The following is a 1,070-nucleotide window of genomic DNA, read 5'->3' as shown; positions in this document are numbered from 1 at the left end:
CAGAATCAACAGGTTTGGCTTATCGGCTTTCAAGCAGCTAAGTAATTTTGAACCGTCGCACAGGTTAGCTTCATTAAATGTCAGGTCTGGTGAAATCTTGTTGTTTAACCAACTGCGCGTCGCTTGCTCATCAGGAAAGTAATAAGACTGATCCATTTGCGCGATGACGACGTTTAAAGTAGCTCCACCTGACAACCAAGTAACGAGGTTTTTTAACCATTGAGTCATTGCCGCATTAGAAGAATCAGGAAAACGTTGTGCGGTTCGAAATGGGTTACTGCCTAAAACAGCATAACGCTGGCCATTAGTTTGCTCACCAGCAATACCAATCGACAACGCTTGGTCTTTGTAACCACTCGCCATCTCTTTATTGGTCATCAAGATGGTGTCGTTGAATCCATAGGTAGGAGCAAAAATCGCGGCATCATGCGTCGGATCCCAGTAAAGACCCGAAAGATTTTTTGCTATCGCGGATTTGATCGCATTCGACTGTTTCTTGTGCGCCTCAACAACTTGACGGCTTTCACGAATGAAGTCATTTGGGTCAGAAACTAACAGGGCATTGCCCGTTTCTAGCGCTTGTTGAACAGGAACTGGAGTTGGTGTGACTTGACTGTTTGATTGTGACTTGCTCTCTCCACCACCGCATCCGGTGGCAACAGCGGCAAGACCCAACGATATAATTGTTTTTTTCATATTTCACTTATTAAACAAGGGTTTTGCCGAAGTGTAATGTAAGCGAACAAGGGAGCGTAATAGTCTTGTTGATAAATCAGAAAAGTATGAATGAATGTATCAAAAATAGAATGGTACCCTTAGGTACCATTACTTAAATACATGATTTAGCTCAGAGGACGCAGGTACGCTAAGAAACGTTTTTCCGCGCGTTTAAAGCACCAAAGAATGATAAACGTAAGCGACATATAGAAAAGTCCAGCCGTCAAGAACGACTCAAATGGTGCGTAATAACGAGAGTTAACTAAGCGCGCTGCACCAGTTAAGTCCACGATGGTTACGATCCCTGCAACCGCACTGCCGTCAAGCATGAAAATCACTTCATTAGAATAAGC

2 pseudogenes are annotated in these 1,070 nt (G+C 43.6%); both read right to left on the bottom strand.

Annotated elements, in window-relative coordinates:
• Positions 1–696, bottom strand: a pseudogene (locus tag R7D93_RS26010) (hypothetical protein); the annotation flags it as partial.
• Positions 697–842: 146 nt separating this feature from the next.
• A pseudogene (locus R7D93_RS26005) lies at positions 843–1,070 on the bottom strand (amino acid ABC transporter permease); the annotation flags it as partial.

Origin of the sequence: Vibrio sp. YT-15 (assembly GCF_033337445.1) — a bacterium.
GTDB lineage: Bacteria > Pseudomonadota > Gammaproteobacteria > Enterobacterales > Vibrionaceae > Vibrio > Vibrio alginolyticus.
This window is presented reverse-complemented; position numbering and strand designations above follow the sequence as displayed.